Below are 26,558 nucleotides of genomic sequence, written 5' to 3'. Positions count from 1 at the left end.
ACAGGAAGTGAGCTGTGATCTGGTGATCATCTTCCAGTATCAGTTCGGCATCAATTTTACCCTGTTCTTCTAAATCAAAATGTAATCTCACGCGCCATAGTTGTTGCCAGTCGTTTTCGGAAAGCTGACGTCGGTGTTCTGATATTTTTAGTTCGACGTTATCGAGCTGATCACCGTTGCGTATTGGCAGGTCCAGTGCAAAGAAACGTTCAATTCCACCATCGCTACTGATACGGGTGTTTTGGATGCTTTCTAGTTGATTGCTAGTGACCCGGCTGAGTAGTCCTTTAACGAGTTCCTGAAGCTGTTGTCTGGGTAGCTCTGGTAATTTGTCTGCTTGTTGCAATAACTGGCCGAGTTGTTTTTTCATCTCCCCTGTGGGTATCTGGCTCCGAGGGTTAGCCAGGTTACGTTCCGTAAACAACCCGCCATTTAATAGGTTTTGCTGCACGCCGGTCCGTCCCTCTGACGAAGAGCCTGTTTTTACGCCGAACAGGTTGATCAGAGAGCTAAGTATGCTGTTTATTGGGCTTTTTTCAGCCCCGACACTGTTGTTGAGTAGCTGCAGTTTAGTCAAAGAGTCTGCGACGGGCTGTTGAGCAGGGAGTACATAGCGCAAAGCATCACTGATATGACGTTCCAGGCTCTGGTTTTGGATAGGTGAGGTGAGTGATTGAATCTGAACCTGTTCATTGTTTGTTCTGACTAGTAGAACCTTTCCATCAAATGGAAGCGGTTGATTGAGCGTCAAAGGGAGAGTGCGGCCATTAATAGTGGCGGTTACACTGCTGGCTCCGTTTTTGCTGCCGGTATGAGCGGTAATATTAATGGTGGCCAGAACGGGTCGGTTAAGAGGGAGAAGCTTGCTCAGCTCAGCTGACAGACGGGGTGGTAGGTTTGCTGTTATGGGAGGCAGTCGGGGTTGGTCGGCGGTTTGTGGTTGGCCTTTCGGCTGTTGAGTGTTCCCCTTTATTTGAATGATCGGGGTTTGTTCTGGTGCTCGTGCCTGATTAGCACCGGGTTGAGTTCCAGCGCCGCTTTGCTGTATCGGTTTAGCCTGGGTTGTAGCGGGTTGATTCAATGCTTGTAACTGAAGATTGGCAGACAAAGGGGAAGTTAAGGTCGTGCTAAGTAGGAGTTGGCCTGCGGCCGTTCTGGTGAGTGTTGCGGTGCTTCCGGGTGGTAGTGACTGATTGCTTTTAAGCTGATATAGCTGGTTGCCTAACTGGACCTGAAGGGTGAACTGGTTAGGCCGGGCTGCATCAGCACTGCTTTGTCTTACTGTTATCTGAGTAGGATTGTTAAGGGGGAGGGCACGAACGAGTTCAACTGCCGATAGAGATTTACCGGTATTGGATTGCAGGCTCTGAACGCTTAAAGGATTCAGCATAATAGTTTTTTTAGCGACCTCCGGTATAGCTTCTAGTTCTTTTGACTCAGTTATGCCCTTCAGCACTTTATTTTGTATATAATGCCTTGCTTTCGGCGGATATTGCTAATTATAAAGGTGTATCTGTCTGTTTCGTTTTCTTGAGGTTGTTCTGTTGCCCACACCAAGACTTAAAATTGAGAATTTGTTCTGTGAACGGGACGACCGTGTGTTGTTCGAGTCACTCAACTTTGAAGTTAACGCTGGTGAAGTTCTTCAGGTTGAAGGACAGAATGGCAGTGGTAAGACAACACTCTTACGTATTCTGAGTGGTTTGTCTCGTCATTTTGAAGGCGATATCTATTGGCAGGGAGAGTCTTTGGATGATTGTGCTCAAGATTATCGCGAATCGTTACTTTATTTTGGCCACCAACCCGGTGTCAAAGCGGTCTTAACTCCTCGGGAAAACCTGCACTGGTATGCGTCTATGCATCCGGCAATTGATTTGGCAAAGCTTGATTATGCATTGGAGAAAGTCGGTCTGAGCGGATATGAAGACAGCGCTTGTCATACTTTATCGGCAGGGCAAAACCGTCGTGTCAGTCTGGCCCGTTTATATTTGAGCAGTGCCCCTCTGTGGATTTTGGATGAGCCCTTTACCGCCATTGATAAGCGGGGTGTGGCTGAAAAAGAAGTGTTGATTGCGGCCCATGCAGAGCAGGGAGGGACCGTGATATTGACAACTCATCATGAGCTAGCGATGGGTGATAAAATTCGGCGCCTTAATCTTGATCAATTAGCGGGAACTTTATGAGCGATACCGTGCCTAATCAACCGGCAGATAGCGGGATGGTCAGTGAGTATAAAGTTGATGGTCCTTTCTGGGGTGCGTTGAAAAGAGATTTGTTGCTCTCCTATCGTCGTAAAAGTGATTTGGTCAATCCCCTGATCTTCTTTTTGATGGTAGCGACATTGTTTCCTCTTGGTGTGAGCCCTGATCCTGGGTTTTTGGCAGATGTTGCCCCAGGGGTGGTTTGGGTAGCTGCTTTATTGGCGACGCTTCTCTCGATGGATAGCCTGTTCCGTTCTGATTTTGAGGACGGAACTTTAGAACAGATATTGCTGAGCCCTCAACCTTTATACATGGTGGTGTTGGCTAAAGTACTGGCACACTGGATGTTGACAGGACTGCCGTTAACGCTATTGGCCCCCTTACTAGGGGTAATGCTCTTTTTACCGGCAGATGGGATGAGTGGCCTGGTGATCAGCTTGTTGCTGGGAACGCCTACGCTGAGCCTTGTAGGTGCCATAGGCGCAGCGTTGACCGTTGGTTTACGTAAAGGTGGTGTGTTGATTTCGTTACTGGTGCTGCCTCTTTATATACCAGTGTTGATTTTTGGTAGTGCTGCGGTTCAGGGGGCTGTAACAGGGCTCCCATTAGGTGGTTATTTCGCTATATTGGGGGCGATGCTCTCGCTTGGGTTGGTGATGGCCCCTTTGGCAATTGGTGCCGCATTAAGAATTAGTGTAAGTGGGTGATTACCCGTTAAGGTTGAAAAATGGCTGAAAAAAAGTGGATGCCTCGTTGGTTTTATCAATTGGCCTCTCCTCGCTGGTGTTATGAGATTACGGGCAAGTTATTGCCGATTTTTGCTATTGCCGCTGTTGCAACGTTGCTGGTGGGTACTGTTTGGGCGCTCGCTTTTGCTCCTGCAGACTATCAGCAGGGGAATAGTTTTCGGATTATCTATATCCATGTTCCGGCGTCGATTCTAGCGCAGTCTTGTTACATGATGATGGCGGTTGCTGGGGCTATAGGCCTGATCTGGAAAATGAAAGTCGCTGATATGGTAGCCAAAGCCTGTGCGCCTATCGGGGCAACTATTGCTATCTTATCTTTGGCGACAGGTGCTATCTGGGGTAAGCCAACCTGGGGGTCCTGGTGGGTATGGGATGCACGCCTGACCTCAATGTTGATTTTGCTTTTTCTTTATCTTGGCATTATTGCGCTTAACTCTGCTATTGAAAATGCTCAGACTGCTGCCCAGTCAACGGCGGTACTGGCGCTGGTAGGATTGGTGAATATTCCTATCATCAAATATTCTGTGGACTGGTGGAATACACTGCATCAGCCCGCTACTTTTACACTGACTGAACGTCCGGCAATGCCTTCAGAGATGTGGGTACCATTGCTGGTTATGGTGATCGGTTTCTACTGCTTTTTTGCCGTGGCTATGATGCTGCGGTTACGTAATGAAATTATCCAGCGCGAGCGTCGCAGTAGCTGGGTACGTGACCTGATTACCGGTTGAGGAAATTACCTTGAGTTTTGAATCATTTGCCGAATTTATCGACATGGGCGGCCATGGCCTCTATGTCTGGCTGAGTTATGCAATTGCGCTGATTGTGATTGTTACTAATATAGTAAATCCACTGATGCACAAGCGTCAGATCTTTATCGAGCAGGCCAGCAGGCTGCGCAGGGAGAAACCGAAGTCATGAACCCGAAACGTAAACAGCGCCTGATAATCGTATTATTTATTGTGTTCGGTGCAGCGACCGCTGTTGGGTTGTCGATGTATGCCCTGAATCAGAATATTAATCTGTTTTATTCACCTACTGATATTGTTGATAATAAAGCCCCGGAAGGCACCCGAATACGCGCAGGGGGTATGGTCGTTGAAGGGAGTGTGATTCGTGATACTCAAAGTCTTAACGTCATGTTTGATATGACGGACTATGCTAATTCAGTGACAGTGTCTTTTACCGGGATTTTGCCAGACCTGTTCCGGGAAGGTCAGGGGATTGTTGCGCAAGGCGCTATGAATAGTGACGGGGTGTTCGAGGCAGTGGAAGTGCTGGCCAAGCATGATGAGAACTATATGCCACCTGAAGTCGCGGAAGCACTAGAAAAAGCGGGTAAAATGCCCGATCAGATGCGCGCGAAGGGAGCAGAGTAATCATGATTCCAGAACTGGGCCAATATGCGCTGATTCTCTCACTCTGTTTGTCTGCTTTGCTAGCAGTAGTGCCGATGGTTGGTGCTACAGTGGGTAATACGTTGATGATGAATTATGCCCGGCCTTTGGCTATGGGTATGTTCTTTTTTCTTGTTATCAGCATTCTCTGCCTGGGTTACTCTTTTGTTGTAGATGACTTTTCTGTTGTTTATGTCGCAACGAACTCTAATACATTATTACCCTGGTATTTTAAGATCAGTGCGATCTGGGGTGGGCACGAAGGCTCTCTATTGCTTTGGGTAGTGATTCTTAGCGGCTGGACTGTTGCCGTTGCTGTAAAAAGTAAAAATCTGCCACTGGAGATTATCTCCAGAGTACTTGGGGTTATGGGTATTATCGGCGTTGGTTTTATCTTATTCACACTGATGACCTCTAGCCCGTTCGATCGTCATCTGCCGCAGTTTCCGGCTGAAGGTGGAGACCTCAATCCTTTATTGCAGGATATTGGCCTGATTATTCATCCCCCAATGTTGTATATGGGGTATGTGGGCTTCTCTGTTGCTTTTGCTTTTGCTATCGCAGCACTACTTACCGGTCGCCTTGATTCTGCCTGGGCGCGTTGGTCACGTCCCTGGACAACGATTGCCTGGGCTTTCCTGACATTGGGTATCGCCTTGGGAAGCTGGTGGGCTTATTACGAGCTTGGCTGGGGTGGTTGGTGGTTCTGGGATCCGGTGGAAAATGCTTCATTTATGCCCTGGCTGATAGGTACCGCATTGGTTCACTCTTTGGCAGTTACAGAGAAACGTGGAGTCTTTAAAAGCTGGACGGTATTGTTGGCGATATTTGCGTTCTCACTGAGTCTGTTAGGTACATTCCTGGTGCGTTCAGGGGTTTTGACCTCAGTACATGCTTTTGCTTCAGATCCTGATCGTGGCTATTTTATTCTGGCTTTGCTGGTTATTACCATCGGTGGATCACTCATCCTGTATGCGGTTAAAGCCGGTAATGTGAAGAGTGAATCTAGTTTTGCGCTGCTGTCCCGTGAATCATTGTTGTTAGTTAATAATATTCTGATGGTGGTCTCTGCGATGATGGTATTGCTGGGAACTATTTATCCGCTGATCGTTGATGCGTTGGGTTGGGGTAAAATCTCAATTGGGCCGCCGTACTTTAATTCACTTTTCGTGCCCTTAATGTTACTCGTGGCTGGCTTTTTGGGTATCGGTGTCGCATCCCGGTGGCGAGAGACTTCAGTGTCCTTCCTCCTGAAACAGCTTTGGTTGCCTGCGGTTGCCAGTGTGATAGCTGGTCTGTTATCACAGTATCTATACGCCGGTGAGTTTACTTGGGTGGTGGCTGGTGTGATGACACTGGTCTTCTGGGTTGTGTTTTGCAACGCCATGGATATATGGAAAAAGATTTCTGGTCGCAGTAGTTTGAAAGCAGGTCTGGCAGGGATGTCGCGAAGTTACTTCGGCATGATTCTGGCGCATGCAGGATTCGCGGTTGCAGTGGTTGGTGTGGTGATGGTCACAACTTACAACGAAGAGCGTGATCTGCGAATGGCGCCGGGTGAAGTGCTGAGCTTTAACGAGTATCAGTTTGAGTTTCTTGGTGCCAAGAAAGTACAGGGGCCTAACTACAGTTCGGATATGGGTGTGATTCGGGTTTTGTATCGCGGTGAAATTTATGGCGAGTTGCACCCGGAAAAGCGTTTCTATCCTGCCCGAGGTAACGTGATGACTGAGGCGGATATCGATCCCGGTCTATTTCGTGATCTGTATGTGGCCCTGGGAGAGCCTCTGGGAAATGGGGCCTGGGCTGTGCGTGTTCAGCATAAGCCCTTCGTTCGCTGGCTCTGGCTTGGAGGTTTGTTGATGACCGCGGGTGGTTTACTGGCCGCTACTGATCCACGATACCGTAAACAAGCCCGGCGCGATGCTGCCCGAGCTGCAGCCTGATTAAGTATTTCAATAGGTCTAATAATGCGTCAATTAACTGCTATATTGCCACTGGTTCTGTTTATTGCACTGGGGTTGTTTCTCTTGAATGGTATAGGTAAAGACACTAAGTCTATTCCGTCACCACTGATAGACAAACCAGTGCCGGAATTCAGTCTGTCTGATCTTCTTGATGAACAGAAAACGTTGACTGCCGCTGATCTGAAGGGGCGTCCTGCGCTGCTGAACGTCTGGGCGACTTGGTGTCCCACCTGTAAGCAGGAACATGCGCAGTTGAACCGTATCGCTCGGGATGAAGGGATCACCATTTATGGTGTGAACTATAAGGATGACCGTGCTAAGGCTCAGATCTGGCTGGAAAAATATATGAACCCTTATGCTCTGAATATCTTCGACCCCGAGGGTAAGCTTGGTCTGAATTTGGGCGTTTACGGAGCACCTGAAACCTTTCTGTTGGATGCGCAAGGGGTCATCCGTTATAAACATATTGGCGCGATTGATCAGCTGGTCTGGAGTGAGTTACGCGAGAAGATGAAGCAGCTGGAGGTTAACTGATGGTTCGGCATGCCTTATTTGTGATACTTCTAACCCTGAGTGGGTTGGTGAGTGCAGCGATTGATACTTACGAGTTCAAAGACGAAGTGACCCGGGAGCGATTTCAGTCATTAGCGAGCGAACTGCGTTGTCCAAAATGTCAAAATCAGAATATTGCAGACTCTAATTCGCCGATTGCTAAGGATTTGCGTGAGGAGTTACATCGGATGCTTCAGGATGGCGCCAACGATCAGCAGGTAGTTGATTTCATGGTGGGCCGCTATGGAGAGTTTGTACTTTATCGCCCACGGATGTCAGAGCAAACTTATCTGCTGTGGTATGGACCTGCAGTGTTATTGTTGATTGGTGTAGTAGTGGTATTGCTGGTCAGTGGAAAGCGAAAGAAAGCAGAGCCCGGTAAACCGAAAACTAGTTTGAGCGATGCAGAGAAACTGCGACTTGATCAGCTATTGAAACAGGAGCAGGATAAATGACGGCGCTATGGTTAGGAATCGCACTGCTTTCACTTTTAGCGGTGGCTTTTGTATTACTTCCGGTATATCGGGCACGTCAGTCAGAAACTGATTCGCTTCCTGATGTTGATCGTCGGGAATTGAATATCACCATCTATCAGGAGCGTTTGTCTGAGTTGGACGCTGAGTTGGCGTCTGGGAATCTGGATCGGGATAATTATGATTCACTGAAACTAGAACTGGAGCGTAACCTGCTTCAGGATGTTGATGAGACTGAAAACTCCTCGACTAAACCATTAACAGTTACTCGTCAGGCAATTATTACCGCCTTTCTGTTAGCCATACTGATACCTGCGATTGGCTTGGCGATGTACAGTAAATATGGGCGTTCAGGTGACTTGTCGGTAGCGCTGAATCAGCCTGCAGACCCTTTTAATGGGAAACAACCAACAGTTGATGAAGCGATTTCTGCATTGCAAGATCGCCTGACGCAGGAGCCTGAAAATCCAGAAGGCTGGTACCTGCTAGCAAACACTTTCATGAGTATGCAGAATTTTAAGGGTGCTGCTGAGGGTTATGCCAATGCTTTGAAGTATTTGCCTAAAGATGCGCCCCAGTACGCTGGCGTTAATGGCCAGTATGCACAGGCGCTGTTCTTTGCCAGTAATGGTAAAATGGACGACCAGATTCGTAGCGAAGTTGACAAGACCCTGGCGCTAGAACCGTTTGAAGTCACCGCGCTGGGTTTGTTGGGTATTGAAGCTTATGAGTCTGGTAACTACCGTGATGCGATGGAGTTCTGGCAGAAAGGGTTGCGAAATGCGACGGGTGAACAGGCTGACTCTCTAAAATCTGGGGTGCGTTCAGCCCGGGAGAAATTAGTTGCTGCGGGTGAGACTGTTCCAGAGCTAGCAGAGGTGAAATTGGAGCTGACTGTTAGTTTAAACCCTGAATTAGCGAGTCGCGTGAAGCCGGATATGACTGTCTTTATCTTTGCTCGCCCGGTGGGTGGTCGCATGCCTCTGGCCGCAAAACGCTTGACCGTGGCGGATCTGCCGGTATCTTTAGTGTTGGATGATAGTCTTTCAATGAGCCCGGATGCTCTTCTTTCTTCTGCAGATCAGGTTGAGGTTGTTGCGCGTATATCAGCGTCTGGACAGCCCCGCCCGGCACCGGGAGATTTAAGTGGGATGATTTCTCCTGTTGCTGTTCATGACCAAGTTGATATATTAGAACTATCTATTGATCAGATAGTTGAATGAGTATCTGAGTTCAGCACAATAGAGATTTTGAGTCACGTATATAAATTTGAATAAGGGTAGCATCAGGCGATGGAATTAGGACTACGTGAATGGCTGATTATCGGTGGCGCGATAGTTGTTCTCCTGATTGTGTTGGATGGCTGGCGCCGCATGCGTGGTGGTGGCAATAATCTTAAAATGAATATCGATAGTTCTTTGTCCGAACTGCCCGATATTCCTGATGAATCTTTTAACCCGGAACTGCCAGGCGGCGGTGCTCGGGTTATAGGTCGTGATGGTTATGCGGAGTCTAAACCTGTCGCCGCAGGTACGAATATTCCTGAAAAGCGTCAGGAACCCGTGTTTGGCAATGATGAGTTGGATCTATCCTCTGCCCGTGCAACCCTGTCAGAGAAAAAGCCTCAGAGAAACTTTGATAAACCTTCTGCAAAAAAACTGAAAAACACATCTTATCAGCCTGTTACTCAGGATGAACATGATCCGCTGTTTGCTTCCTCTGATAGTTTTCCGCCACATTCTGATGGTCCCTCGTTTGATGAACTTGCTGAAGGAATCTCTGCTGTTCGGGTTATTCCTGCATCTGAACCGGAATCTGAGTTTAGTGAAGAGGATGAAATTCCTGTAGTCGAAGCTAGGCTTATTCAGCCAGAGCCAGAGCCAGAGCCAGAGCCAGAATTAATTGTTGAGTCGGACGCATCCGAGAATAAAGATCTGTTTGCTGATGTAGAAGAACAGATAGATCAACCCGTTAAAGATTTGATCGATGAACAAGAGCAGGCGGAAGAGCTGACAGTAGGGCGGATAGAAGAACAGGTAGAAGAGCCCGTAGCGGCAGATCTGTTTATGCAAGAAGATCCCATTGACGAAAAAGCTGACGAGCTTGAATACAGACGAAAGCGAGCGGCTTATTCAGCGGATGAAGATGACCTGATCGCCTCGCTGCCTGATGGCTTTCGTTTGGATGCCCGTTCTGAAGGCGCTGTGGATGAAGAAGAACATGACTTCGATCTTACCCGCCCCGTCAGTGAACTGGTCCGCCCGGCGAAAGATGAAGACAGCCAGCCTGAGCAGGCGGCGATGGATCTGCCAGAACAGCAAGCGAGTATCTTTACGCTGGTTAATGACTCTGAGTCAGAGCCTGAAGCAAGCAAACTGAACTTCACTGCAACGGATGATAAGCGAATCATTCCGGATGAAGGGTTGTTTACCGATGAGCCGAAGCCTGTAGCTGATCATTCGGCTAAGACTAAATCGCATGTTGAGACTCAGCAAAAGAATGCCTCTATGATTGAAATGAAGGGGCAGTCACTGCAGAAAATACCTGAAGCCGATAAGGTGTTGGTAATCTCTGTCGCTTCTCCCGATGGAGGCGAGAGCTTCTCGGGTCAAAATTTACTGCAGATCGTGCTGGCTTGCGGTATGCGCTACGGTGATATGAAAATTTTCCACCGGTATGAAGATGGCATTGATAAGGGCGCTATCCAGTTCAGCATGACCAATGCGCTTGAGCCTGGCTATTTTGATATTGATACGATGGATAGCATAGAAACGCGGGGTGTTACTTTCTTTATGTCGATGGAAGAACCTCGCGACGTGATGAATGCCTATGAATGTATGCTGGCTACCGCCGATGCGGTGGCTAAAAATCTACATGGTGTATTGTTGGATGAAAATCGCTCCACCATGAGAGATCAAACTAAAGAACATTACCGCGAACGTGTCCGCCGTTACGAGATGCGTAAGCTGAAAAAAACCACAACTGCCTGATACCTCCAGAATACGCCCATGAGCCTTGATACTTCCATTACGCAGCTGTTAGAACAGCTGCGCGATACATTGCGTCACCACAATTATCAGTACTATGTTCTCGATAATCCACAGATCCCAGACGCTGAGTATGATCGACTGTTCCAGCAATTGAAAAAGATGGAGGAAGAGAACCCGGAGTTAATCACTGTAGATTCGCCTACCCAGCGGGTTGGTGCCCAGCCACTGGCGGCCTTTAATCAGGTTAGTCATGAGATGCCGATGCTGTCTCTTGACAACGCTTTCTCTGAAGAGGATATGCAAGGATTTGAAAAGCGAGTGCGGGATCGGTTGAAGATGACCGATGATAAGGCATTGCAGTTCGCCTGTGAGCCTAAGTTGGACGGTATTGCAGTAAGTCTGCTTTATGAAAATGGCGTATTAGTAAGAGCGGCAACCCGTGGAGATGGCAGTACGGGTGAAGATATTACTCTGAATGTACGTACCATCCCTTCGATTCCGTTGAAATTGATGGGAAGTGGGTATCCGCAGCGTCTTGAGGTCCGTGGTGAGATCTATATGCCCAGCAAAGGCTTTAGTCAGCTCAATGAGCTGGCTTTGAAGCGCGGAGAAAAGCCTTTCGTGAATCCCCGTAATGCTGCCGCGGGTAGTCTGCGGCAGTTGGACCCTAAAATCACGGCTCAGCGTCCATTAGAGATGTGTTGTTACTCTGTTGGCGTTGTTAGTGGAGGAGAATTGCCTGATACCCATGTGGCCATTTTAGAAACGCTGGCGACCTGGGGATTAAAGATCAACGCTGAAATGGCGGTGGTTGAGGGGGTTCAAGGCTGCATGGATTACTTTGAAAGGCTCTCAGTAAAGCGTAGCCAGCTACCTTATGAGATTGACGGGATAGTATTCAAAGTTAATGCTTTAACGCTTCAGCAGCAATTAGGCTTCGTTTCAAGGGCACCTCGCTGGGCGATCGCTCATAAGTTTCCCGCACAGGAAGAGATTACAACGGTCAATGCTATCGAGTTCCAGGTGGGTCGAACCGGCGCAATCACACCGGTAGCTCGGTTAGAACCGGTATTTGTCGGTGGTGTAACGGTTAGTAATGCAACGCTGCATAATATGGATGAAGTCGAGCGCCTGGACGTACGTGCGGGCGACACAGTGATTGTGCGCCGAGCTGGGGATGTTATTCCTCAGGTGGTTTCAGTCGTTATCGACCGACGACCTAAGGCTTCTATTCCTATCAGTATGCTGGATCGTTGCCCAGTGTGTGATTCTGAAGTTATGCGGATTGAAACCGAGGCTGTTGCGCGTTGTTCGGGTGGTTTAAGTTGTGCTGCCCAGCGCAAAGAAGCGTTAAAACACTATGTATCACGCAAGGCGATGGATATCGATGGTCTGGGTGAAAAACTGATTGACGGGTTGGTAGAAAAAGAGCTGGTTCGTAGCCCCGCTGATCTGTATCACCTACATCATTTGCAGCTTGCGAGTATGGAGCGGATGGGCGATAAGTCTGCGACCAAGTTATTGCAGAGTATCGAGAAAAGTAAGGCAACTGAACTGGCGAATTTTATCTATTCATTGGGTATCCGTGAAGTGGGTGAAGCCACCGCCAGGACTTTATCGATTCACTTTGGTTCTCTTGAAGCAGTTATAGCAGCGAGCGAAGAACAGCTCCAGGAGGCTTCTGATGTTGGGCCGATTGTCGCGCGGTATCTCGTTAGTTTCTTCCATCAGGTACATAACCTTGAAGTTGTTGAGGCGCTGCAAAATGCGGGCGTGCATTGGCAGAATGTTGAGGTGGATCAGAATGATCAGCCTTTGGCGGGACAGACCTGGGTGCTTACCGGTACTCTGGAGCAGATGCCCCGGGCAGATGCGAAAAAGCAGTTGCTGGCGCTGGGCGCTAAAGTTGCCGGCAGTGTTTCAACCAAAACGGATTGTGTTGTAGCGGGGCCAGGCGCGGGTTCGAAACTACAAAAAGCGGAAGAGTTAAGTATTCAAGTCATAGATGAAGAGCAGATGCTGGCGTTGTTGGCGGACTATAATAATTAAACGGAGTGACTGAGTGATGTACAGACCGATACGGCTATGTTTGCTAGGTGTCTTGTTATTACAGGGATGTACCGAGATCACTCAGGTAGTTCCTGAACGTTTTGTCACTCCGGATAATCCCTTCTGTCGAGCGCTTTACCAACATAATGACTGGTTAGATGCCGTGGTAACAACAGAGAGTCGCTGGGGGCTGCCGCTGCATATAGCATTGGCAGAACTCAATGTGCCGATCGGTACTGAAGCCAGTGAGTATATTAATCCTGCTTCTTCTGACTGGGAAGAATACCGTTTGGCTACAGAAAACTGGGCGGGCAGCTTTTCGGAGATTGAAACTGCGCTGGATTATCTCGGTTGGCATGCACAGATGGCGAGTCAGCGAAATAGTCTGTCGATGGAACAAGCGGGTAAATTATATATTGCTGCGCGAATCGGTCATGGCGGGTTACACCGAATGGAATATAACCCGGATCTGTTACTGGTCCGACAGGCTGAAAAGGTCGATAGTCGGGCGAAGCAGTATCGGGATGATCTTAAATATTGTCCGCGTATCCGAGAACGCGCTGGCAGCTTTTTCCGCTTACCTTTTTAATCATGATTATTCCATGGGAACAACTCAGCCCTGAAACATTGACCTTGATGATCGAGGAGTATGTCACCCGCGATGGTACAGACTATGGTGATATTGAAGTGGGGCTTGAGGCGCGGGTTGAGCAAGTCCGGTCTAAACTAAAGCAAGGTGTTGCGGTTATTTTGTTCAGCCAAAGTACAGGGCTGTGCAATATAGTGGCACGTGATAGTTTATAAAATTTATAGATACCTGCTTTAAATTGGTGCCGGGGAGAGCGTTATGGATCAGTTAGAACAAATTACCGCTTTAATTGCTTTGACCATGGGAGTGGGTTGGGCGAGTGGTATTAATCTCTATGCAACTATTCTGATGCTGGGTTTGATGTCCAATATGGGAAACCTAGAGTTACCCGCTGAGTTGGAAATCATTGCCGATCCTATGGTGCTGATGGCCGCGGGCTTTATGTATTGTGTTGAGTTTTTCGCTGATAAGATCCCCGGGGTGGATACCGGTTGGGATACGCTGCATACCTTTATAAGAATACCTGCAGGTGCTGCTCTAGCGGCGGGCGCTGTAGGCGATATGAATGGGGCAGTGGTACTCGCAGCTGCGCTGGTGGGCGGTTCTCTCTCGGCGACTAGTCACGCACTTAAAGCGGGTGGTCGAGTGATGATTAATACGTCACCGGAACCAGTGACTAACTGGACCGCATCGGTCTCTGAAGATCTGGTGGTTTTTGGTGGTTTATGGGCCGCGTTGAATTATCCCGTCGCCTTTTTGATCGGCTTAGTGCTGTTTGTTGCATTGGTGATTTGGCTGCTGCCAAAAATCTGGCGGGGTGTGAAGAAGGTGTTCACTTTTCTGGCAGGGCTTTTTGGGCATAAGTCAGACGACATAAAAATAGCTGAGGGTGGTGTGCTACCGCCTCGTAAACCGTAGGTGTTTTCAGTTAGCAGGCTAAGGTGACCGGCTGTCCAGCCATTCATTGTTAATCAGAGACTGAAGCAGGTCGGTGCGGGTGATGATTCCGGTCAGGTTGCCGTTGTCCTGAACAATGGGGATGCAGGTGAGTTGGTGCTCCACGCAGCTTACCGCCAGTTGACGAATGTTAGTATCCGGTGTCGCGGTAATGACTTGTGTTGTGTAGCTCTCCTCAATGGTGTCCTCGACTGTATGAAGTTGAGCACCCTGATAGCTTAAGTATTGTAGTAGCAACTTTTCTGTCACTATCCCCATCAATCTACCGGCACCCGAGAGTACAAGCAGATGGCTAATATCAAACTGCTTCATTTTGTATAGCGCGGACTGAATTTTACTGCCTTGTAATACAGCTTGTACTGGATGTGACATGATCAGTGATGCTGGGATATAGGAGCGTGGGTGTTCTTGAATAGAGCTGCTGCCTCCGGTTTGGCTATAGGCAGATGCCGCCTTCCGTGCGTTTCCTTTTCCTTGTGAGCCCGCTTCCTGAAGTAGAACTTGCTCGATATGGTCTTTCTCGTGATCTTTATCACCGCCAGCGGCTGCGGTATTAGCGGCAGCAGTCATCTGCTCCACTCCGCGAGGAATGAACATAGATTTAACCGGTGTTTGTATACGATATCCCTGATCGTAAATAATCAATGCCATAGCTATCTTTCACTTTCATGTAAGTACTGTTTGTATTATATCGTCCGTCTGATCAGATTCTTGATGATAAATCGTGCTGGGTTTAGCTTATCAATGAGTTCCTTTTCAATGGGCAAAGGCTCATCTTCAAGCATAGCAGCAATTATCTCACCACTAATTGGACCACTAATTAGTCCTTTTGATCCATGGGCCAGGTTTGCGAACAATCCAGGGTAGTGTTTCGGTGCTGTTTCGATTATTTTCTTGGCGTCACGGCTCAGCTGTGCATAGTCTTTAATAAACTCGTCATAAACAGGCACGGGGCCTATCATTGGAAGCTTGTCGGGAGACGCGCACCGAAAACCGACACGTCCATCTAAACCGTTCTCAGTATGATAATTTCGTAAGGCCGTGCCTAGCTCAATTGATATGTCAGAGATTTTATCAAGGTTATGCTGGTGGCCTGACTCTCTGATATCCCTTGCTTCATCTTTGAGGTCGAAAGTAGCACCGAAGCAGAAACGCCCCTCTTTGGCCGGGGATATATAGCCTTCGCAGCAAAGTACTGTTTTTAAGGGGGTAGTGCTAATTTCCGATCGAGTAAGAGATACCTGCCCACGAATGTTTTGTACAGGTAACGAATCTAACTGCTCAAATTTGGCACTATCAGCCGCTGAGGCGACAACAACGACTGCTGCTGATATCACGGTGTTGTCTTGAGAGTAAGCCTTCCAAAGAGTATCAGCTCGTTCTAACTTAATAATCTCTGTTGAGGTTTTCACGCTGATATTGGGGTGGTCGGTCAACCACTCACACAATAGTGGTGGTGTCGCCCAGCCAGCCTCAGGAAAAAATAAACCGCTATTGTTTACAGTGATACCTGCAAGCTTGGAGGCCTCAGCTTGCTCGACAAAACGGACGATTGAGTCAGGGTAATTGCCAGAGTCAGACAATTTTAGATGCTTTTGCCGCTCTTTTTCACTCGATGCCAGCTGAAGTAGCCCACAAGGTGACCAGATATCAGGCCTGTCAGACAGGCTTTGTTTAAGAAAATTCCTGCTGTAAAGAAAGCCTGATAGATGAAAGCGGCTAGCGGGAATGGGTTCAACCGGCAGCTTGGCGTAAAGCGCCCCTTGGCGATTGCCTGACCCTTCAGCGGCAATCGTTGGGTTACGATCCACAAGTGTTACCTTCCAGCCTCTTAGAGCTAATGATCGCGCTGTAGAGCAGCCAGCTATGCCTGCTCCGATAATCAGAGCTGTTCTCTCACTGGAATGTTTTTGGGGTAGTGTAAACCATGACATTGTCTTATCAGATTTGTTTGTTGTTGAAATACCGGAAAGTGAGCCGGAGAGCATCTCTCGCTTGAGTTCAAATCCTGTTCTCTTATTAATAATAAATTCTGCCTGTTTAAGCCTGTCTCGGAGCACCCTGGCGCAGCCAAAGGTAGAAAAGTGGCATTATCTTATTGCTGCGGTAAACCATCAACTGGAATAGCTCAAGGGTCCGCATGTTAGGATTCTTAGAAGTGCAAAACCATCTAAAATTCACGCGTCGACTTTTGCGCAAACTGACCGTAGTAATCTATCACATTACCAAGTACTAAGGTCAGAACAACCTGCCCCTATCAAAGCTTATTTTATGAAAGTTTGAGTTGAAGTATGGGTGTCGAGCTAATAGCTGCCTGCCTCATCCTTGAGTCAGCGGGCAGGTTGGTAAGGCTCGCGCAAGTTCATGTTTATTTATAGGATGTTTTTCGACGCTAAAAACTAAAGTGTGCAAAGGTTAGTAGAGGAGCTCTTCCAAAGTAGTCAGATGGTTAGGAAGTTGGCCTGGTACCAAAGCCGGTTTTGGCAAGGGTAAATGAATTGTGCTTCAGCGAGGAAAGCCTATTCCTCAGTTTCCTATTCATAAGAAACACACGGCCTGTTTCGGCTAAACCGTTGTCAGTGGAAAAGTTGCAGTCACTGAAATAGACTGATTTTGGGTGCTGAGTGCCACTTTAGCCTCGCAGAGTTCTGTCTGTTCATCGGTATCTATTTTCGTAGTCTGATATTGGGTAATGCCGTACTTTAATGCGTCAATTATATATAATGTCAAAATTTAGTGCTGATATTATAAGGACTCGAAAGAATTAGCGATGTGGAGGACGAAGCGCAAGTGAGCTTTCTGTCTGAGACAGGGCAATGGCATCAGCTTTTACTTGACTGATAGCGAAATGCTAACGTCGAATTGTCGGTAGCGAACAACTCAACAGTAGATTAAAGCCCGAAGGGGTGCTTCAAGTGGGGGGCTACATAAGTAGGTGGTGTTTTCGCGGTTAATGGAATTGATTTATAAATTTTTTGATTCGAAAGAATGGTTTTAATAGGAAATCACATGTTAAAGAATAAAGTTGCGTTGATTACTGGTATCACCGGGCAGGATGGCTCTTACCTTGCTGAGTTGTTATTAGAAAAAGGATATGAAGTACATGGAATTAAGCGTCGCGCTTCATCATTAAATACTGAGCGTGTTGATCATATATATCAAGATAACCACGAGAAAAATCAAAAATTCTTTCTACATTATGGTGATTTGACCGATTCATCTAATTTGACTCGAATTATTAAAGATGTACAACCAGATGAAGTGTATAACCTTGGCGCACAGTCACATGTAGCAGTTTCTTTTGAGTGCCCAGAATACACCGCTGATGTTGATGCGATGGGGACGTTACGTTTACTCGAGGCTATTCGTTTCTTAGGGCTGGAAAAGAAAACAAAATTTTACCAGGCATCTACTTCCGAGTTGTATGGAGAAGTACAAGAAATCCCACAAACAGAAAGCACTCCGTTTCATCCGCGTTCTCCCTATGCTGTAGCAAAAATGTACGCCTACTGGATAGTGGTGAATTATCGTGAATCCTACGGGATGTACGCATGTAATGGGATTTTATTTAACCATGAGTCCCCTCGTCGTGGTGAAACATTTGTTACGCGTAAAATTACCCGTGGAATCGCGAATATTTCACAAGGTTTAGAGAAGTGTTTGTATCTTGGTAATATGGACGCACTTCGCGATTGGGGTCATGCGAAAGATTACGTGCGCATGCAATGGATGATGCTGCAGCAAGACACCGCAGATGATTATGTCATTGCGACAGGTAAGCAAATTTCTGTTCGTGAATTTGTCAAACTCTCCGCAATCGAAGCAGGAATTGAACTTGAATTTACAGGAGAAGGGCTTAACGAAGTGGCAACGGTTAAAGCAATTACAGGTGAAAATGCATCTGCTCTAAAGGTAGGTGATGTTATTGTTAAAGTAGACCCACGTTATTTCCGTCCTGCAGAAGTAGAAACATTATTGGGAGACCCGTCTAAAGCAAAGGAAAAATTAGGTTGGGTACCGCAAATCACTGTTGAAGAAATGTGCAGTGAAATGGTTGCTAGTGATTTAGATAAAGCGAAGCAGCAAGCTATTTTGAAAAATCATGGCTACAACACTTCGATCACAGTTGAGTAGAAAACAATGAAGATATTACTTACTGGCGCCAATGGAATGGTCGGTAAAAATATTCTTGCAGCTGCTATTAAGCACCGCCATGAATTTTTATCACCTAGCAGCGCTGAGCTGAATTTACTCGATGGCAGCGCAGTAAATGAATATATAAGCACACATGCTCCAGATATGATTATCCATGCTGCAGGTATCGTTGGTGGCATTCAAGCCAACATGTCACAGCCAGTTAAATTTTTAGTCGATAACATGCAAATGGGACTTAATATCCTAACGGCTTCAAATGATTTTGGAGTGACAAAGTTTTTAAACTTAAGTAGTTCTTGTATGTATCCACGTGATGCATGTAACCCTTTATCAGAAGATTTAATTCTGAAGGGTGAATTAGAACCAACAAACGAAGGTTATGCACTCGCAAAAATAACTACCACACGTTTGTGTGAGTACATAAATAAAGAAAATAGAAGTCGTCAATATAAAACGATTATTCCGTGTAATTTATATGGCTGTTTTGATAAGTTTGATCCTAATAATTCACATATGATACCTGCTGTTATTCGGAAAATATCGGAAGCTAAGAGAAATAATTTACCTGAAGTTGATATATGGGGTGATGGTGAAGCGCGTCGAGAATTTATGTATGCCGAAGATTTGGCTGAGTTCATCTTCTATGCAATAGATAATTTTGAAAAAATGCCTCAGAATTTGAATGTTGGCTTGGGTGAAGATTTTAGTATTAATGAATATTACCAAGCTGTGGCAAAAATAGTGGGGTATACCGGTAAATTTAAACATGATTTAACCAAACCCGTTGGCATGAAACAAAAATTAATTGATGATCAGAAACTAAAAGAATTTGGCTGGGCTTATAAAACACAATTAGAGTCTGGCATTAGGAAAACATACCAATTTTATTTAAGTGAGTACTGTAATGACTAATTATGCACTAGCGAGTAGCACTTGGGATGAGAAAGAGTATTCTGCTATTCAACGAGTGATAGAGTCCGATATGTTTACTATGGGCAAAGAAGTTGCTCAGTATGAGAAGGACTTTGCTGGTTTTTTTGGTTCTAAATATGCGCTAATGGTAAGTTCGGGTTCGACAGCAAATCTGTTGATGATAGCGTCGTTATTCTTTACAAAAAATTCAAAGTTAAAACTGAAACGCGGGGATGAAATTATCGTCCCTGCTGTATCTTGGTCGACTACTTACTTTCCACTTCAGCAATATGGTTTGAAAGTTAAGTTTGTTGATATAGATCGTAAAACATTGAATATGGATTTAGATAAATTAGAAGCAGCAATAACAGACAAAACCAGAGCGATATTGTCAGTTAATTTGTTGGGCAATCCGAATGATTATGCCCGAATGAATGAAATAATTGCTGGCCGGAATGTATATGTACTAGAAGATAACTGTGAATCAATGGGTGCAACTATTGATGGTAAACAAGCCGGTACTTTCGGAGTGATGGGTACATACAGTTCATTCTTTTCACACCATATAGCTACGATGGAAGGTGGTTGTATAGTTACTGATGATGAAGAACTTTATCATATTTTGCTTTGCATTCGAGCTCACGGATGGACCCGTAACTTGCCAAAGTTTAATGAAGTCAGTGGCGAAAAAAGTGATGACCCATTTGAAGAGTCGTTTAAGTTTATGTTACCTGGTTATAACGCACGGCCATTAGAGATGAGTGGGGCGTTGGGTGTCGAGCAGCTTAAAAAACTACCTGGCTTCATTGAAACTAGACGCAGGAATGCAAAGTTATTTCAAAGCTGTTTTTCGGATCATCCATACATTGATATACAGCAAGAAACTGGTTCAAGCAGTTGGTTTGGCTTTTCATTAATATTAAAAGAAAATGCACCTTATGATAGAGCTGAGTTAGTAAAGTTGCTTGTGAGTAACGGTATTGAATGTCGGCCAATCGTGACCGGAAATTTTTTGAAAAATACAGAAGTTCTAGAATATTTTGATTATGAAGTATCAGGGTCTTTAGATGCAGCGGAATATCTTGATGCACACGGGCTATTTGTAGGTAACCATCAAAACGATATCGAAAAAGAAATACGATTGCTGGCTGATATTATTTAGTAAGGTTTTTTTACTGTCTCTATGGCTGTTTGCGTATATGAATGGATATGTAATATTTGTTTAATATGCGATTGATGTTTATATTCCTGTTTTTTGGGTTGGGAGTGAAAGTTTTGAATGATTTCAGAAAGATATTATTATGCCTTATGAAATAATTATTCAACCAGCAGGTGTGCACTTTCAAAGTGACAGAAATTTATTGGATGATGCACTGAAGCAATCAGTTCCTTTGGCGCATAGCTGTAAGACAGGTGACTGTGGTATCTGTACCGCTGAAATTATTTCTGGAGAAGTAGAAAATGAGAAAGGAATAATAGTTAAATCGGGCGATGTTCTGGTTTGTCAGTCAAAAGCATTATCAAATACGACATTAAAAGCATTTTATCATCCTGAGTTGGTAGGACAAAAAGAACAAACAGTGCCATGTAAAGTTGATAGTTTTTCACTGGTTACCGATGACGTGATGGTTATTCGATTTCGTTTCCCTGCTACAGTAAAGTTTAATTATTTACCAGGGCAGTATGTCGATTTAAGTTTTAAAGGCATCAAACGTAGTTATTCAATTGCTAATGCGAAACAAGTTTCTACCGGAATTGAATTACATATTCGTAAAGTTCTTAATGGCCAAATGTCTAATGCATTATTTTCTGGAATTAAAAAGGGACAATTGATGCGCGTAGAAGGGCCTAAGGGTACTTTCTTTATTCGTCAAAGCAAAAGACCATTGATATTATTGGCCGGTGGAACAGGGATTGCGCCTGTTAAAGCTATGGTTGAAGAGTTAATTTGCAATCAAGATAAGCGAGATATTCATATCTATTGGGGCATGAGCTTAGTAAATAGCTTTTATTTACAAGAGCTTGCTGAGATTTCTGAGAAGAACTCTCACATATATTACACCCCCGTATTATCAGGAGATGGAGATTGGAATGGTCGCACTGGCTTCGTTCATCAAGCAGTGTGTGATGATTTTTTATCAATGCAGGATTTCCAAGTTTACGCTTGTGGTTCACCTTTGATGATAAATGCTGCTAGAGCTGCATTTAATATTAAAGGTTTATCCAGTGAGCAATTTTTTTCAGATGCATTTACGCCTGCAGAATAATTAAATTTATTTTTTATTAGGAGTATCCATGAAAGCAGTCATTCTAGCCGGTGGTTTAGGCACTCGTCTCAGTGAAGAAACTTCTTTAAAACCTAAGCCTATGGTTGAAATTGGAGGTAAACCCATTCTATGGCATATCCTAAAGCAGTATTCAGCTCATGGAATTACAGATTTCATAATTTGTTGTGGTTATAAGGGCTATGTAATCAAAGAATATTTTTCAAACTATTTCTTACATATGACTGATGTTACTTTTGATATGAAAAATAATGAAATGAAAGTTCATGAAAAGCATGCAGAGCCATGGACTGTTACATTAGTAGATACAGGTGACAATTCAATGACTGGGGGGCGTTTAGGACGTGTTGCGGACTATCTGAAAGATGAAGAATTTTTTTGCTTCACTTACGGTGATGGTGTTGGTGATATTGATATAACAAAGTCTATTGAATTCCATAAGTCGCATGGAAAAAAAGCAACGTTAACGGCAACATTCCCTCCTGGACGTTTTGGTGCTTTAGATATTTCTGCAGGAAAAGTTAACAGTTTCCAAGAAAAGCCGCGTGGCGATGGTGCGATGATTAATGGTGGTTTCTTTGTCTTATCACCTGAAGTATTAAAATATATTAATGGTGATGGCTGCACATGGGAGCAAGAACCATTGAAAACTCTAGCGCAAGAAGGTGAGCTGATGGCCTATGAGCATCATGGCTTCTGGCAGCCTATGGATACATTACGTGACAAAGTGCAACTTGAGGAGCTATGGCAAGCGGGTAAGGCACCTTGGAAGGTCTGGATATAAATATGAACCCAAGCTTTTGGAAAGATAAAAAGGTATTTCTAACAGGTCATACTGGCTTTAAAGGAAGTTGGCTTTCTTTGTGGCTTCAAGAAATGGGAGCCATTGTACAAGGTTATTCGTTATCAGTCCCAACAATACCAAGTTTGTTTGAAGAAGCTAAAGTCGGTTTTGGTATGTCTTCAGAAGAAGGTGATATACGTGACTTTTTACATTTAAAAGAAAGTATCGGATTATTTAAGCCCGAAATAGTGTTTCACATGGCTGCTCAGTCATTAGTTCGTTTTTCTTATGATGAACCAATGGAAACATATTCTACCAATGTCATGGGGACTGTCCATCTATTAGAAGCGGTTAAGCAAGTTGGTGGTGTAAAGGCTGTCGTAAATATTACCAGTGATAAGTGCTACGAAAACCGTGAGTGGATCTGGGGCTACCGTGAAAATGAAGCGATGGGGGGGTATGACCCTTATAGCAACAGTAAAGGTTGTGCTGAGCTGGTTGCTTCTTCTTACCGTCAGTCTTTCTTTAATGAAGATAAATACCAAGAGCATGGTTGTGCACTTGCTTCGGTTCGTGCAGGTAATGTAATTGGTGGCGGTGACTGGGCTGATGATCGTTTAATCCCTGATATGCTAAATGCTTTCTCAAAGGAAAAGTCTGTTGAAATCCGTAGCCCGCACGCGATTCGTCCTTGGCAGCATGTGCTTGAGCCTTTATCCGGTTACATTACAATTGCTGAGCATCTTTATGAACAAGGCCCAGACTATGCTGAGGCTTGGAACTTTGGACCAAGTGAAGAAGATGCTAAACCTGTTCGGTGGATTGTTGATAAATTAGTGGAGCAATGGGGTGATAAAGCGAGTTGGTATTTAAGTGAAGGTGAGCATCCACATGAAGCGCATTATTTGAAGCTGGATTGCTCTAAAGCAAAAATGCGTTTGAATTGGCAACCAGTCTGGAAATTAGACGAAACATTAAGTCGTATTGTTCGCTGGCAAAAAGCTTGGCTTGAAGGCCAAGATATCAAACAGTATACAATAAATGAAATTAAAGAATATATGGCAGCAAGAGCAGGAAACGAGAATGTCTAAAGAATTAATCAGAAAACAGATTGCCGTACTCGTTGAGCAATATGCGGAAATCGAATATGCACCAGAAGTATTTGTTGGTGGTGAAAGTGTAGTACCACCATCAGGTAAAGTACTAGGTGCAAATGAACTAAATATGATGGTTGAAGCATCACTTGATGGTTGGTTAACAACAGGACGTTTTAATGCTGCATTTGAGAAGCGTTTAGGTGAATATTTAGGTGTCCCTTATGTATTAACAACAACTTCAGGTTCTTCCGCTAATCTACTGGCATTAACGGCATTAACTTCCCCTAAGTTAGGTGATCGGCAATTAAAAACCGGTGATGAAGTGATTACTGTTGCTGCTGGTTTTCCTACGACGGTTAATCCAATAATTCAAAACAGCCTTGTACCTGTTTTTGTTGATGTTGATATCCCAACTTACCAAATCAAATCAGAGATGATCGAAGCGGCTGTAACAAACAAAACCAAAGCTATTATGGTTGCCCATACCTTGGGTAATGTGTTCGATTTAACGGAAGCACGTCGCGTAGCGGATAAATACAATTTATGGCTAATTGAAGATTGCTGTGACGCATTAGGTTCGACGTATGACGGTAAGATGGTTGGTCAATTCGGCGACATAGCTACGGTCAGCTTTTACCCAGCACATCATATTACAATGGGTGAAGGTGGTGCTGTATTTACTAAAAATAATGATTTGCGTAAATTGATTGAATCTTTCCGTGATTGGGGGCGTGATTGCTATTGCCCACCAGGTTGCGATAATACATGTGGCAAACGCTTTGATCATAAACTAGGCTCTCTCCCAGAGGGGTATGATCATAAATATACATATTCTCATTTAGGCTACAATCTTAAAATCACTGATATGCAGGCGGCTTGTGGTCTAGCTCAAATGGATAGTCTTGAGCAGTTTGTTGAACAACGTAGAGTTAACTTCCGCTATTTGAAAGAAGGATTAGCAAGCTGCGAAGAATTTTTGATTTTACCAAAAGCGACAGAAAAGTCAGACCCCTCTTGGTTTGGTTTCCCAATTACTATCAAGCCTGAAATCGGTATTAATCGTGTAGAACTTCTTAAATTTATGGATCAGTTTAAAATTGGGACCCGTTTGCTGTTCGCGGGTAATTTAACACGCCAACCATATTTTGAGAATATCGAATACCGTATAGTCGGTGAACTTACGAATACAGATATCATCATGAACCATACCTTCTGGGTTGGTGTTTACCCAGGGTTATCAACAGATCATTTAGATTTCATTATTGAAAAATTTGAAGAGTTTTTTGGTTTGAATTTCTGATTTATTATGATTAATTCGAAGTTGGTGACTAGTCATCTAAATTCAGGTAATTGAGTAAATGAAATCTTCTGACGCAATAGCTAAAGTATTAAGTGCTAATAATGTAACAGTCGGTTTTGAACTGATTGGTGGGATGATCGCCCACTTAGTAGATAGCATTAATTTACTTAGTGAAACAAGACTCATTTCTGTACATCACGAACAGGCGGCTGCTTTTGCGGCTGGGGGGATTGCGCGAGCGACAAAGAATAATCAGTTAGGTCTGGCGTTAGCAACTAGCGGCCCAGGTGCCACAAACCTTGTAACAGGTATTGCAGATTGTTGGCTTGATAACTATCCATGTATATTTATTACTGGGCAAGTGAATTCTCATGAATTAAAGGGCGATCGAAATATTCGTCAACAGGGATTTCAAGAATTAGATATTGTAAGTGTCGTAAAGAGTATCACTAAGTATGCTGTTCAAATAAAATCACCCGACGAGCTAATTACAGAATTACAAAAAGCTATTGATATATCTATTTCGGGGCGCCCAGGACCTGTTTTAATAGATATACCAATGGACATACAACGATCTGAATTAAGTGATAATGTTCTTGATTACTTGAATGTGAGAAAAAAAAATGACTTAAGGGTTTCTATTGATAAGTGCCAATCTACATTGAATCAGTTTGAAGAAGTACTATATTGTCTTTCAAAAGCGGAAAAGCCGTTGTTTATAATCGGTGGCGGAGCTGTCAATGAATCTAGCTTTATTGAGTGGCAAGAGTATATTTCTCAATTAAATATTCCCTACGTTGCAAGTTTGAAGGGGAGCGAAAAAACATCATCACTGAACGGGTACTTTGGTTTGATCGGAGCTTATGGTACCCGAACCGCAAATTATGCAATACAAAATGCCGACTTAATAATTGTTCTTGGAAGTCGTTTAGATATTCGTCAGACAGGGGCGGATGTAAATGATTTTGCAAGATTAGCAAAAAACATCATTCAGATTGATATAGACAAAGCTCAGCTTAATAATCGCGTCAAAGGGCAAGTAAACATCAATGCTAGATGTGAACAATTCTTCAGTATTCACATGAGTAGAAAAAATGAAAAAAATATTGAAGAAAGTCAGTGGTTTAATGAAATAAAGAAGCAATGGTGTCAAACCTTCAAAAATGAATATGAAGAGCTGGCTATAAGTCCATTTAATTTATGTATGTCATTATCGAAGGGGTTTAAAGGAAAGCCTGCTCAGTTTGTAACTGATGTTGGAAATAACCAAATGTGGGTTGCTCACTCACTATTACTAGATAGAAAGCAAATGCTCCATCATTCTGGCGGCTTGGGAGCAATGGGTTTTGCAATACCGACATCTATAGGTATTCATTATGCAACTAATGAAAATGTTGTTTCTATTTCAGGAGATGGTGGCGCACAGTTAAATATTCAAGAGCTTGATATTATAGCTCGTGAAGAGTTACCCATTTTAACGATTATCGTTAACAATGAATCTTTAGGTATGGTAAGGGCGTTTCAAGAAATGTATTTTGAAGGTAGAAATCAAAGTACTTATTGGAAAGGCTATAGCTCTTCATTTGTCGATATTGCAAAAGCTTATAATATGAATGCCACTTTAATAGAAACAGAAAAAGAATTTGATATTGCTTTATTGAGTTTTATAGAAAATCCAAGTCCTGCATTGTTAGAGATAAATATGCGAGATGCTAGGGAGTGTAAGCCTAGATTAGCTTTTGGCAATCCAATAGATCAGCAATATCCAAATAGGAATGATTGATGCCAATTGATGATAATGACTTACAATTCATTGCTAATGAAGTTTCAAAAGATTTTTGTTTTTTTAAGAACAAAAGAGTATTTCTTACTGGTGGTACAGGCTTTTTTGGTAAGTGGATTCTTGAAAGTTTTATTTACTTGAATAAAGTTAAAAAATTAAATATTAAGGTTTTGATTCTTTCTCGTTCCCCAGAAAAGTTTTGTGAAGATTATCCTCAGTTTTCAAATCATGATTTTTTTAGTTTTATTAAAGGTGATATTAGAGATTTTTCTAATGTAAGTGAAAATTATGATCTTATTATTCATGCAGCTACAGATC

The 26,558-nt window shown here is 44.2% G+C and carries 25 protein-coding genes and 1 pseudogene; 23 read left to right on the top strand and 3 right to left on the bottom strand.

Annotation, left to right across the window (positions count from 1 at the left end):
* Positions 1-1,390: hypothetical protein (locus tag QZZ54_RS18510; RefSeq protein WP_290705553.1), on the bottom strand; the 1,390-nt coding region annotated here is incomplete at its 3' end.
* A gap of 154 nt (positions 1,391-1,544) precedes the next feature.
* On the opposite strand from QZZ54_RS18510, the gene ccmA reads away from it, so the two are divergent.
* From ccmA to QZZ54_RS18440, 14 genes are all read left to right on the top strand, one after another.
* The gene (gene ccmA, locus QZZ54_RS18505) at positions 1,545-2,183 is read left to right on the top strand and encodes a cytochrome c biogenesis heme-transporting ATPase CcmA (protein ID WP_290705550.1); all 639 of its coding nucleotides are present in this window, start codon (positions 1,545-1,547) and stop codon (positions 2,181-2,183) included.
* Positions 2,184-2,218: 35 nt separating this feature from the next.
* Positions 2,219-2,908 carry a heme exporter protein CcmB gene (ccmB, locus tag QZZ54_RS18500; protein ID WP_290705556.1) on the top strand — a complete coding sequence of 230 codons (690 nt, stop codon included), beginning with the start codon at positions 2,219-2,221 and terminating at the stop codon, positions 2,906-2,908.
* A gap of 20 nt (positions 2,909-2,928) precedes the next feature.
* Positions 2,929-3,681: a heme ABC transporter permease gene (locus tag QZZ54_RS18495; protein WP_290705547.1), complete on the top strand. Its 753-nt coding sequence runs from the start codon at positions 2,929-2,931 to the stop codon at positions 3,679-3,681.
* Positions 3,682-3,691: 10 nt separating this feature from the next.
* Positions 3,692-3,871 (top strand): heme exporter protein CcmD, encoded by a 180-nt coding sequence (gene ccmD, locus QZZ54_RS18490; protein WP_290705544.1) that lies wholly within the window; start codon positions 3,692-3,694, stop codon positions 3,869-3,871.
* The gene (gene ccmE / locus QZZ54_RS18485) at positions 3,868-4,329 is read left to right on the top strand and encodes a cytochrome c maturation protein CcmE (RefSeq protein ID WP_290705541.1); all 462 of its coding nucleotides are present in this window, start codon (positions 3,868-3,870) and stop codon (positions 4,327-4,329) included. The genes ccmD and ccmE overlap by 4 nt, the downstream gene beginning before the upstream one ends.
* Before the next feature lie 2 nt (positions 4,330-4,331).
* The gene (locus QZZ54_RS18480; protein WP_290705538.1) at positions 4,332-6,293 is read left to right on the top strand and encodes a heme lyase CcmF/NrfE family subunit; all 1,962 of its coding nucleotides are present in this window, start codon (positions 4,332-4,334) and stop codon (positions 6,291-6,293) included.
* Between the two features lie 24 nt (positions 6,294-6,317).
* Positions 6,318-6,848 (top strand): DsbE family thiol:disulfide interchange protein, encoded by a 531-nt coding sequence (locus QZZ54_RS18475; RefSeq protein WP_290705535.1) that lies wholly within the window; start codon positions 6,318-6,320, stop codon positions 6,846-6,848.
* Positions 6,848-7,321 carry a cytochrome c-type biogenesis protein gene (locus QZZ54_RS18470; RefSeq protein WP_290705533.1) on the top strand — a complete coding sequence of 158 codons (474 nt, stop codon included), beginning with the start codon at positions 6,848-6,850 and terminating at the stop codon, positions 7,319-7,321. Before QZZ54_RS18475 ends, QZZ54_RS18470 begins: the two co-directional genes overlap by 1 nt.
* Positions 7,318-8,562, top strand: a complete 1,245-nt coding sequence (ccmI, locus tag QZZ54_RS18465) for a c-type cytochrome biogenesis protein CcmI (protein ID WP_290705530.1) — start codon at positions 7,318-7,320, stop codon at positions 8,560-8,562. Before QZZ54_RS18470 ends, ccmI begins: the two co-directional genes overlap by 4 nt.
* A 69-nt stretch (positions 8,563-8,631) precedes the next feature.
* Positions 8,632-10,329, top strand: a complete 1,698-nt coding sequence (zipA, locus tag QZZ54_RS18460; RefSeq protein WP_290705527.1) for a cell division protein ZipA — start codon at positions 8,632-8,634, stop codon at positions 10,327-10,329.
* Between the two features lie 18 nt (positions 10,330-10,347).
* Entirely contained in the window at positions 10,348-12,378 is a 2,031-nt protein-coding gene (gene ligA / locus QZZ54_RS18455) for an NAD-dependent DNA ligase LigA (RefSeq protein WP_290705524.1), read from the top strand.
* A 16-nt stretch (positions 12,379-12,394) separates the two neighbouring features.
* Positions 12,395-12,967, top strand: a complete 573-nt coding sequence (locus QZZ54_RS18450) for a hypothetical protein (RefSeq protein WP_290705522.1) — start codon at positions 12,395-12,397, stop codon at positions 12,965-12,967.
* 2 nt (positions 12,968-12,969) lie between these two features.
* On the top strand, positions 12,970-13,182 hold the full coding sequence (locus QZZ54_RS18445; protein WP_290705519.1) for a YheU family protein: 213 nt from the start codon (positions 12,970-12,972) through the stop codon (positions 13,180-13,182).
* A 43-nt stretch (positions 13,183-13,225) separates the two neighbouring features.
* On the top strand, positions 13,226-13,885 hold the full coding sequence (locus tag QZZ54_RS18440; protein ID WP_290705516.1) for a DUF4126 domain-containing protein: 660 nt from the start codon (positions 13,226-13,228) through the stop codon (positions 13,883-13,885).
* Between the two features lie 18 nt (positions 13,886-13,903).
* Here QZZ54_RS18440 and QZZ54_RS18435 read toward each other — a convergent pair whose 3' ends face one another.
* Both QZZ54_RS18435 and mnmC read right to left on the bottom strand, forming a co-directional pair.
* Entirely contained in the window at positions 13,904-14,575 is a 672-nt protein-coding gene (locus QZZ54_RS18435) for a CBS domain-containing protein (protein WP_290705513.1), read from the bottom strand.
* Positions 14,576-14,610: 35 nt separating this feature from the next.
* Positions 14,611-16,002 (bottom strand): annotated as a pseudogene (gene mnmC / locus QZZ54_RS18430) (bifunctional tRNA (5-methylaminomethyl-2-thiouridine)(34)-methyltransferase MnmD/FAD-dependent 5-carboxymethylaminomethyl-2-thiouridine(34) oxidoreductase MnmC); the annotation flags it as partial.
* Positions 16,003-16,933: 931 nt separating this feature from the next.
* On the opposite strand from mnmC, the gene gmd reads away from it, so the two are divergent.
* From gmd to QZZ54_RS18385, 9 genes are all read left to right on the top strand, one after another.
* On the top strand, positions 16,934-18,058 hold the full coding sequence (gene gmd / locus QZZ54_RS18425) for a GDP-mannose 4,6-dehydratase (protein ID WP_290705511.1): 1,125 nt from the start codon (positions 16,934-16,936) through the stop codon (positions 18,056-18,058).
* A gap of 6 nt (positions 18,059-18,064) precedes the next feature.
* The gene (locus QZZ54_RS18420; protein ID WP_290705508.1) at positions 18,065-18,991 is read left to right on the top strand and encodes a GDP-L-fucose synthase; all 927 of its coding nucleotides are present in this window, start codon (positions 18,065-18,067) and stop codon (positions 18,989-18,991) included.
* Positions 18,984-20,153 (top strand): DegT/DnrJ/EryC1/StrS family aminotransferase, encoded by a 1,170-nt coding sequence (locus QZZ54_RS18415; RefSeq protein WP_290705505.1) that lies wholly within the window; start codon positions 18,984-18,986, stop codon positions 20,151-20,153. Before QZZ54_RS18420 ends, QZZ54_RS18415 begins: the two co-directional genes overlap by 8 nt.
* A gap of 139 nt (positions 20,154-20,292) precedes the next feature.
* Positions 20,293-21,258: an FAD-binding oxidoreductase gene (locus tag QZZ54_RS18410; RefSeq protein ID WP_290705502.1), complete on the top strand. Its 966-nt coding sequence runs from the start codon at positions 20,293-20,295 to the stop codon at positions 21,256-21,258.
* 28 nt (positions 21,259-21,286) lie between these two features.
* On the top strand, positions 21,287-22,060 hold the full coding sequence (rfbF, locus tag QZZ54_RS18405; protein WP_290705498.1) for a glucose-1-phosphate cytidylyltransferase: 774 nt from the start codon (positions 21,287-21,289) through the stop codon (positions 22,058-22,060).
* Positions 22,042-23,151 (top strand): CDP-glucose 4,6-dehydratase, encoded by a 1,110-nt coding sequence (rfbG, locus tag QZZ54_RS18400; protein ID WP_290705495.1) that lies wholly within the window; start codon positions 22,042-22,044, stop codon positions 23,149-23,151. Before rfbF ends, rfbG begins: the two co-directional genes overlap by 19 nt.
* A complete protein-coding gene (gene rfbH, locus QZZ54_RS18395; protein WP_290705492.1) occupies positions 23,144-24,457 on the top strand; it encodes a lipopolysaccharide biosynthesis protein RfbH in 1,314 nt (437 codons plus the stop codon). Before rfbG ends, rfbH begins: the two co-directional genes overlap by 8 nt.
* 58 nt (positions 24,458-24,515) lie before the next feature.
* Complete coding sequence (locus tag QZZ54_RS18390) at positions 24,516-26,240, top strand: thiamine pyrophosphate-binding protein (RefSeq protein WP_290705489.1); 1,725 nt, start codon at positions 24,516-24,518, stop codon at positions 26,238-26,240.
* On the top strand, positions 26,240-26,558 hold a 319-nt coding region (locus QZZ54_RS18385; protein WP_290705486.1), incomplete at its 3' end, for an NAD-dependent epimerase/dehydratase family protein. The genes QZZ54_RS18390 and QZZ54_RS18385, both read left to right, overlap by 1 nt.

The sequence above is a fragment of the Amphritea sp. genome (assembly GCF_016744155.1).
In the GTDB taxonomy this organism is placed as follows: domain Bacteria; phylum Pseudomonadota; class Gammaproteobacteria; order Pseudomonadales; family Balneatricaceae; genus Amphritea.
Note: the sequence above shows the minus strand (reverse complement) of the source record. Positions and strands in the feature narration are given on the sequence as shown.

What these genes read in the sequence shown, in the direction of transcription:
- rfbH (WP_290705492.1), top strand. Translation starts at nt 23,144, where the DNA reads ATGTCTAAAGAATTAATCAGAAAACAGATTGCCGTACTCGTTGAGCAA.
- QZZ54_RS18445 (WP_290705519.1), top strand. Translation starts at nt 12,970, where the DNA reads ATGATTATTCCATGGGAACAACTCAGCCCTGAAACATTGACCTTGATG.
- QZZ54_RS18470 (WP_290705533.1), top strand. Translation starts at nt 6,848, where the DNA reads ATGGTTCGGCATGCCTTATTTGTGATACTTCTAACCCTGAGTGGGTTG.
- QZZ54_RS18440 (WP_290705516.1), top strand. Translation starts at nt 13,226, where the DNA reads ATGGATCAGTTAGAACAAATTACCGCTTTAATTGCTTTGACCATGGGA.
- ccmB (WP_290705556.1), top strand. Translation starts at nt 2,219, where the DNA reads ATGGTCAGTGAGTATAAAGTTGATGGTCCTTTCTGGGGTGCGTTGAAA.
- rfbF (WP_290705498.1), top strand. Translation starts at nt 21,287, where the DNA reads ATGAAAGCAGTCATTCTAGCCGGTGGTTTAGGCACTCGTCTCAGTGAA.
- QZZ54_RS18450 (WP_290705522.1), top strand. Translation starts at nt 12,395, where the DNA reads ATGTACAGACCGATACGGCTATGTTTGCTAGGTGTCTTGTTATTACAG.
- QZZ54_RS18410 (WP_290705502.1), top strand. Translation starts at nt 20,293, where the DNA reads ATGCCTTATGAAATAATTATTCAACCAGCAGGTGTGCACTTTCAAAGT.
- zipA (WP_290705527.1), top strand. Translation starts at nt 8,632, where the DNA reads ATGGAATTAGGACTACGTGAATGGCTGATTATCGGTGGCGCGATAGTT.
- ccmE (WP_290705541.1), top strand. Translation starts at nt 3,868, where the DNA reads ATGAACCCGAAACGTAAACAGCGCCTGATAATCGTATTATTTATTGTG.
- QZZ54_RS18495 (WP_290705547.1), top strand. Translation starts at nt 2,929, where the DNA reads ATGGCTGAAAAAAAGTGGATGCCTCGTTGGTTTTATCAATTGGCCTCT.
- QZZ54_RS18420 (WP_290705508.1), top strand. Translation starts at nt 18,065, where the DNA reads ATGAAGATATTACTTACTGGCGCCAATGGAATGGTCGGTAAAAATATT.
- QZZ54_RS18480 (WP_290705538.1), top strand. Translation starts at nt 4,332, where the DNA reads ATGATTCCAGAACTGGGCCAATATGCGCTGATTCTCTCACTCTGTTTG.
- ccmI (WP_290705530.1), top strand. Translation starts at nt 7,318, where the DNA reads ATGACGGCGCTATGGTTAGGAATCGCACTGCTTTCACTTTTAGCGGTG.
- gmd (WP_290705511.1), top strand. Translation starts at nt 16,934, where the DNA reads ATGTTAAAGAATAAAGTTGCGTTGATTACTGGTATCACCGGGCAGGAT.
- QZZ54_RS18435 (WP_290705513.1), bottom strand. Translation starts at nt 14,575, where the DNA reads ATGGCATTGATTATTTACGATCAGGGATATCGTATACAAACACCGGTT.
- ligA (WP_290705524.1), top strand. Translation starts at nt 10,348, where the DNA reads ATGAGCCTTGATACTTCCATTACGCAGCTGTTAGAACAGCTGCGCGAT.
- QZZ54_RS18415 (WP_290705505.1), top strand. Translation starts at nt 18,984, where the DNA reads ATGACTAATTATGCACTAGCGAGTAGCACTTGGGATGAGAAAGAGTAT.
- QZZ54_RS18390 (WP_290705489.1), top strand. Translation starts at nt 24,516, where the DNA reads ATGAAATCTTCTGACGCAATAGCTAAAGTATTAAGTGCTAATAATGTA.
- QZZ54_RS18475 (WP_290705535.1), top strand. Translation starts at nt 6,318, where the DNA reads ATGCGTCAATTAACTGCTATATTGCCACTGGTTCTGTTTATTGCACTG.